At 72.7% G+C, this 6,695-nt stretch carries 7 protein-coding genes; 2 read left to right on the top strand and 5 right to left on the bottom strand.

What is annotated here, in order from left to right; all coding sequences use genetic code 11:
* Positions 1–2,174 (bottom strand): DEAD/DEAH box helicase (locus tag ACIOC0_RS33800; protein WP_402159545.1); only part of this gene is annotated, 2,174 nt, incomplete at its 3' end.
* 498 nt (positions 2,175–2,672) lie between these two features.
* Here ACIOC0_RS33800 and ACIOC0_RS33795 point away from each other — a divergent pair.
* On the top strand, positions 2,673–3,416 hold the full coding sequence (locus ACIOC0_RS33795) for a ferritin-like fold-containing protein (protein ID WP_130443779.1): 744 nt from the start codon (positions 2,673–2,675) through the stop codon (positions 3,414–3,416).
* 98 nt (positions 3,417–3,514) lie between these two features.
* On the opposite strand, the gene ACIOC0_RS33790 is transcribed toward ACIOC0_RS33795, so the two are convergent.
* The 4 genes from ACIOC0_RS33790 to ACIOC0_RS33775 all read right to left on the bottom strand — a co-directional run bounded on the left by ACIOC0_RS33790 (position 3,515) and on the right by ACIOC0_RS33775 (position 5,473).
* Positions 3,515–3,784 carry a hypothetical protein gene (locus tag ACIOC0_RS33790; RefSeq protein ID WP_402159543.1) on the bottom strand — a complete coding sequence of 90 codons (270 nt, stop codon included), beginning with the start codon at positions 3,782–3,784 and terminating at the stop codon, positions 3,515–3,517.
* A 241-nt stretch (positions 3,785–4,025) separates the two neighbouring features.
* Positions 4,026–4,253 carry a DUF3107 domain-containing protein gene (locus tag ACIOC0_RS33785; protein ID WP_130443775.1) on the bottom strand — a complete coding sequence of 76 codons (228 nt, stop codon included), beginning with the start codon at positions 4,251–4,253 and terminating at the stop codon, positions 4,026–4,028.
* 157 nt (positions 4,254–4,410) lie between these two features.
* Complete coding sequence (locus ACIOC0_RS33780) at positions 4,411–5,052, bottom strand: TetR/AcrR family transcriptional regulator (RefSeq protein WP_351094951.1); 642 nt, start codon at positions 5,050–5,052, stop codon at positions 4,411–4,413.
* Positions 5,053–5,254: 202 nt separating this feature from the next.
* Complete coding sequence (locus tag ACIOC0_RS33775) at positions 5,255–5,473, bottom strand: hypothetical protein (protein WP_351094953.1); 219 nt, start codon at positions 5,471–5,473, stop codon at positions 5,255–5,257.
* A gap of 198 nt (positions 5,474–5,671) precedes the next feature.
* Here ACIOC0_RS33775 and ACIOC0_RS33770 point away from each other — a divergent pair, with 198 nt between their 5' ends.
* Entirely contained in the window at positions 5,672–6,691 is a 1,020-nt protein-coding gene (locus ACIOC0_RS33770; protein WP_402159540.1) for an alpha/beta fold hydrolase, read from the top strand.
* Positions 6,692–6,695 lie beyond the last annotated feature (4 nt).

The raw sequence follows: 6,695 nt of genomic DNA, 5'->3' as shown, positions 1-6,695 counted from the left end.
GTGCGGCGCGGCTTGACCTCGGCGGCCTCCACCGCCTCGACCGTGTCCACGGCGGCTTCCGCCGGAGCGGCCGTCTTGCGGGTGCGGCGCGGCTTGGCCTCGGCCGTTTCCGCCGTGTCGACGACGGCTTCCGCCGGAGCGGCCGTCTTGCGGGTGCGGCGCGGCTTGACCTCGGCGGCCTCCACCGCCTCGACCGTGTCCACGGCGGCTTCCGCCGGAGCGGCCGTCTTGCGGGTGCGGCGCGGCTTGACCTCAGGCTCCTGCGCGGCCTGGGCCGGGATGACCGGCGTGGCGGCCGTCTCCGACTGGGTCGCCTTGCGGGTGCGGCGGGGCTTGGCCTCGGCGGCCTCGGCCGTGTCGAGCGCGGCCTCGGCCGGGGCCGTCGCCTTGCGGGTGCGGCGGCGGGGCTTGGTCTCCGCGGGCTCCGCCGGAGCGACGGTGGCCTCCGCCGGCGGCGTCGCCTCGACGGCCGGGGCGGCCGACTCGGTCACTGCCGTCGTCTCGGGGACCGGCTGCGCGGCCGGCTCCGTCACGGTCGCCGGCGCGTCCGACGCGACCGCGTTGCGGCGGGTGCGGCGGCGGCGCGGCTTCTCGGCGTCGGCGGACGCGACCTCCGAGGGGCCCTCCGCCGTCGTCACGGCCGCTTCCGCGGCCTCGGGTGCGGGGGACTCGACGGCGGCCGTGGCGGCCGACGCGGCGACGGCGTCCTGCGAGGCTCCGCCCCGGGTCCGGCGACGGCGACGCGGCGTACGAGGAGACGTCGCCGCCTCCTCGACGGCGGGAGCCGCGGCCTGCCCGGCCTGGTCGGCCCTGACCTGCTCGGTCCGGGCCTGCTCGGTCGTCGGCGTCTCGTCGACGGTGGCGCCACCCCGGGTACGACGGCGGCGGCGCGGCGTACGGCCGACGTGCTCACGCTGCTCGGCGGAGCGGGAGTCGTCCCGTCCGCCCCGGCGGTCGCCGCGGCCGCGACCACCACGGCCGCCCGGCTCGCCCAGGTCCTCCAGCTCCTCCGCGTCGAGCCCGGCGCGCGTGCGCTCCGAGCGCGGCAGGACACCCTTGGTGCCCGCGGGGATGCCGAGGTCCTCATAGAAGTGCGGAGAGGTGGAGTACGTCTCCGGCGGGTCGCTGAAGTCGAGCTCCAGCGCCTTGTTGATGAGCTGCCAGCGCGGGATGTCGTCCCAGTCGACGAGCGTGACCGCGATGCCCTTGGCGCCCGCGCGGCCGGTACGGCCGATGCGGTGCAGGTAGGTCTTCTCGTCCTCGGGGGACTGGTAGTTGATGACGTGGGTGACGCCCTCGACGTCGATGCCGCGCGCGGCGACGTCGGTGCACACGAGCACGTCGACCTTGCCGTTGCGGAAGGCGCGCAGCGCCTGCTCGCGGGCGCCCTGGCCGAGGTCGCCGTGGACCGCGCCGGAGGCGAAGCCGCGCTGCTTGAGCTGGTCGGCGAGGTCGGCCGCCGTGCGCTTGGTGCGGCAGAACACCATCACCAGGCCGCGGCCCTCGGCCTGCAGCATGCGCGCGACCATCTCGGGCTTGTCCATGTTGTGCGCGCGGTACACGTGCTGCTTGGTGTTCGCGACCGTCCGCCCCGCGTCGTCGGGCGAGGTGGCGTTGATGTGCGTGGGCTGCGACATGTAGCGGCGGGCGAGGCCGATGACCGCGCCCGGCATGGTCGCGGAGAACAGCATGGTCTGCCGCTTCACCGGCAGCATGCCGATGATCTTCTCGACGTCGGGCAGGAAGCCCAGGTCGAGCATCTCGTCGGCCTCGTCGAGGACCAGGCACTTGACGTGCTTGAGGTTGAGCTTCTTCTGGCCCGCCAGGTCCAGCAGTCGGCCCGGGGTGCCGACGACGACGTCGACGCCCTTCTTCAGGGCCTCGACCTGGGGCTCGTACGCGCGACCGCCGTAGATCGCGGTGACGCGCACGTTGCGCACCTTGCCCGCGGTCAGCAGGTCGTTGGTGACCTGCGTGCACAGCTCGCGCGTGGGGACCACGATGAGCGCCTGCGGGGCGTCGGTGAGGTCCTCGGGGCGGGCGCGGCCGGCCTCGACGTCGACGGGGACCGTGACGCGCTCGAGGAGCGGGAGGCCGAAGCCGAGCGTCTTGCCGGTGCCGGTCTTGGCCTGGCCGATGACGTCCGTGCCCGACAGGGCCACGGGGAGCGTCATCTCCTGGATGGGGAAGGGAGTGGTGATGCCGACGGCCTCCAGGGCCTCGGCGGTCTCGGGGAGGATCCCGAGCTCTCGGAACGTCGTAGTCAGGGTGCTGCCTCTTCTGTGTGCGCGGTGCGAGGCGAGCGCGGGGGTCGTGTCGGACCGTGCCGGGGGACGCGGCCGCCTCTCACGGGCGAGCCGTCAGCACACGGGACCTCATCCGACGCTCCAGCGTTCGTACCGCTGAGGGTGTCCCGCCGATCGTCGTACGCGCAGAGCCGTACGGTCAGGGCGGGCTGTCGGGTCGGAGCCGATCGGGCCACCGACCGGGCATCCTCATACATGCGGCCCGTCGAATACTCGGCAGGCGCATTACCACCATACCTTGGATCCGCGCACATGCGATGGCCGATTCGGTCACGTTGTGGTTGTCACACCGACGGGCACGGTCCCGCGCGCTTCGTCGCCGCACACGTCGACCAGGGCCGTCCCCCGCGCGGGGAGCGGGCTATTGTGCGCTTCATGACGACCTCTGACAAGCCCGACAACGAGAACGCCGCCACCGGCATCGCCGCCCAGGACTGGGCGACGGCCGCCGCCGATCCCCAGTACCGGGCCGCGGTCGTGGACCTGCTCGGTGCGCTCGCGTACGGCGAGCTGGCGGCGTTCGAACGGCTCGCTGAGGACGCCAAACTGGCGCCCACCCTGGAGGACAAGGCGGAGCTGGCGAAGATGGCGTCCGCCGAGTTCCACCACTTCGAGCGGCTGCGCGGCCGGCTCACGGAGATCGGTGAGGAGCCCACGCGCGCGATGGAGCCGTTCGTCGCCGCGCTCGACGGCTTCCACCGGCAGACGGCCCCCTCCGACTGGCTGGAGGGTCTGGTCAAGGCGTACGTGGGCGACTCGATCGCCAGCGACTTCTACCGGGAGGTCGCCGTGCGTCTGGACGCCGACACGCGCGCCCTGGTGCTCGCCGTCCTCGACGACACCGGCCACGCGGGCTTCGCCGTCGACCGGGTGCGCGCGGCGATCGACGCCGACCCGCGCGTGGGCGGACGGCTGGCGCTGTGGGCTCGGCGGCTGATGGGCGAGGCGCTGTCCCAGTCGCAGCGGGTGGTCGCGGACCGTGACGCGCTGTCGACGATGCTGGTCGGCGGCGTCGCGGACGGCTTCGACCTCGCCGAGGTCGGCCGGATGTTCTCCCGCATCACCGAGGCCCACACCAAGCGGATGGCGGCTCTTGGACTCGCCGCGTAGGTGCCGTCGGGCGCCGTGAGGGCGGGGGAGACTGCTTCGGCTGCCGGCCCGCGCAGGGCCGGCTGGTCGCGCGGTTCCCCGCGCCCCCTCGGTGCGCCTCAGGCAGTGGCTGATCGCCGCAGGCCTCGGCCCGTGGGGCGCAGGAGCAGGGACAGCGAGGCGGCGGACACGACCGCCGCTCCGAGCAGGCTCAGCAGCGTGTTGCCCGGGCCGAGCGCGCTGTGGGTGATGAAGTCGCCGAACAGGGCTCCGGCGACGCCCGTCGCGAACACCATGGTGGGCGCGGGCAGTCGGTGGGACAGGCGGTGGAACGCCGCCCACGCGAGCACGAGACCGAGCACAGCGGAGCCGAGCGCTTCCAAGATCATGCGGGTCCCTCCCAGACGGCGGGCTGTGCATCAAGGTCGTAGCCCGTCATACCCGTGACCTGCGAAAGGCAATCCTCCCCTGTGGGGAAGTCGTGCTCCATCCGTGGAGAATTTCGCCGCCGCCGACGGCGAGAGCCCGGCGGCCGTCGCCGCCCACGTAGGCGGGACCGGCCGCGGTGCACGAAGAGGGGCCCGGCAGCCGAAATCGGAATCGGCTGCCGGGCCCCTCGTCACGCGCCGCCTACAGGGTGCCGAAGCCCACCTTGCGCGGGGCGGGCTCGCCCAGCTCGACGTAGGCCAGGCGGTCGGCCGGGACCAGGACCTTGCGGCCCTTCTCGTCCACGAGGCTGAGCAGCTGCGACTTCCCCGCCAGCGCCTCGGAGACGAGGCGCTCGACCTCCTCGGCGCTCTGACCGCTCTCCAGAACGATCTCGCGGGGCGCGTGCTGCACGCCGATCTTGACCTCCACGGCTATGTCCCTCCGACGGTCAGTGGTGCGCGGGCGTCCGCGCCGTACGCTGCACACATTAGCCCGGTGAGGGGACGGGTACGCCGCGGCCGACCACGCCAGGAGCGAACAGCGGACGGGAACAAAGAGCCGACGGTCCGCACGCGGGCGTGCGCGCTCAGTGCTGCTCGGTGCCGTGCAGCGGGAAACCGGCGATGCCCCGCCAGGCCAGCGAGGCCAGCAACTGCACCGCCTGGTCGCGCGGGACGCTACGGTCGCTGTGCAGCCAGGAGCGGGCCACGACCTGGGCGAGACCGCCCAGTCCCGAGGCCAGCAGCATCGACTCCGCGCGCGACAGGCCGGTGTCCTCGGCGATCACGTCGCAGATCGCCTCGGCGCACTCGTTCGTCACCTTGTCGACGCGCTCGCGCACCGCCGTCTCGTTCGTCAGGTCCGACTCGAAGACCAGCCGGAACGCGCCGCCGTCGTCCTCCACGTACGCGAAGTAAGCGTCCATCGTGGCGCGCACGCGCTGCTTGTTGTCGCTCGTCGAGGCGAGCGCGCTCCGGACCGCCTGGATGAGCGATTCGCAGTGCTGGTCCAGCAGTGCCAGATAGAGGTCGAGCTTGCCCGGAAAGTGCTGGTAGAGCACCGGCTTGCTGACGCCGGCGCGCTCGGCGATGTCGTCCATCGCGGCAGCGTGATAGCCCTGCGCGACGAACACCTCCTGGGCGGCGCCCAGCAGCTGGTTCCGTCGGGCACGGCGCGGCAAGCGCGTACCTCGCGGGCGCGCCGCCTCAGTTTGCTCGATGGCTGTCACGCCGCCTCCCAAAGTCGTCCTCATGCGGTGTGCCGCCGCGCGGCCATCGTACTTTTCGGTAACGGTGACGCGCGCGGTGCGAGCGCAGAATTTCACGGACCGGACGATGGTAAAAGCAGTACAGAACGTTTGCTATCGGTATGCAGTGGGCAAACTCCGCCTCCGTCTCGCCTGTGCCGCCGTCAGGTCCCTGGCGTGCGCGTCAGCGGTAGTCGTCCTCGTCGAGCGAGACCACGCGGGCCTGTTCGACGAGGTCGGCCTCGTTCGCCCGGGCGGGGTCGACGCTCTCCAGGGGGTCGTCGCGGTGCGGCGTGACGTCCGCGTGCTGTTCCGCGGCGTCGTTCTCCGGCGCCTCGACGTCGACCTCCGAGACCTCGTCGTCGTTCACGAACGTCTCGGGGTCGGTGGGGTCGACGGTCATGGCGGGCTCCCTTCCTACGAACGTCCCTGAGAATGCAGGTGCCACACGCGGGTGCCCTCTCTACGAGCCTAGGAGACACCCTTTTCGGACGCTATGCGATGTGCCCACGAATCGCGCCGCCATCTGCGCAATTCCCGACCTCTCCGCTGTGACGGCGAACACACAAGTCACGGCGTGATCGTCTCGTAACATTGCGGCATGTCTTCGACCGAGCTGCCCTCAGTGCCGCCCGCCAGTGTGCTGCCGAAGGCGGTGTCCGTCAGGGTCGCCGAGGGCGAGCGGCTGCGGTCGGTCGGACTGCCGGGCGTCACGCTGAAGATCCGTTCCAGGCCGCCCACGCGCGAAGGCCTGGAACCGGCGCTCTACGTGCACGGTCTCGGCGGCTCCTCGCAGAACTGGTCCGCGCTGATGGCCCTGCTCGACGGCGTCGTCGACAGCGAGGCCGTCGACCTGCCCGGCTTCGGCGACTCCCCGCCCCCGGACGACGGCGACTACTCCGTCACCGCACACGCGCGTGCCGTCATCCGCTACCTGGACGCCTCCGCCCGCGGACCCGTCCACCTCCTCGGCAACTCGCTCGGCGGCGCGGTGTCCACGCGCGTCGCCGCCGTCCGGCCCGACCTCGTGCGCACCCTCACCCTCGTCTCGCCCGCACTGCCGGAGCTGCGCATACAGCGCACGGCGGTGCCCACGGGACTGCTCGGCGTCCCCGGAGCGGCCGCGCTGTTCAGCAGGTTCACCCGGGAGTGGACGGCCGAACAGCGCGTCCGCGGCGTCACCGCCCTCTGCTACGGCGACCCCGGGCGGGTCGCGCCGGAGTCCTTCCAGCACGCGGTGGAGGAGATGGAACGGCGGCTGCGACTGCCGTACTTCTGGGACGCCATGACCCGCTCCGCGCGCGGGCTGGTCAACGCCTACACCCTGGGCGGCCAGCACGGACTGTGGCGCCAGGCCGAACGCGTCCTCGCCCCCACCCTCCTCGTCTACGGCGGCCGCGACCAGCTCGTCGGCTTCCGCATGGCGCAGCGGTCCGCACGCGCCTTCCGCGACTCCCGGCTGCTGACCCTGCCGGACGCCGGACACGTGGCGATGATGGAATACCCGGAGACGGTCGCTACGGCGTTCCGGGAACTGCTGGCGGAGACCCGCGCCCCGGACGCGGGAACGGGGGCCGGTCCGGCCGCCGAGCGCGCCGGGTCCGTGGACGCGGGGAGCTGAGGGG

Source organism: Streptomyces sp. NPDC088254, from assembly GCF_044740925.1.
Lineage (GTDB): Bacteria > Actinomycetota > Actinomycetes > Streptomycetales > Streptomycetaceae > Streptomyces.
The sequence above is the reverse complement of the archived record's forward strand: the minus strand, read 5'-3'. Positions and strand labels throughout refer to the sequence as shown.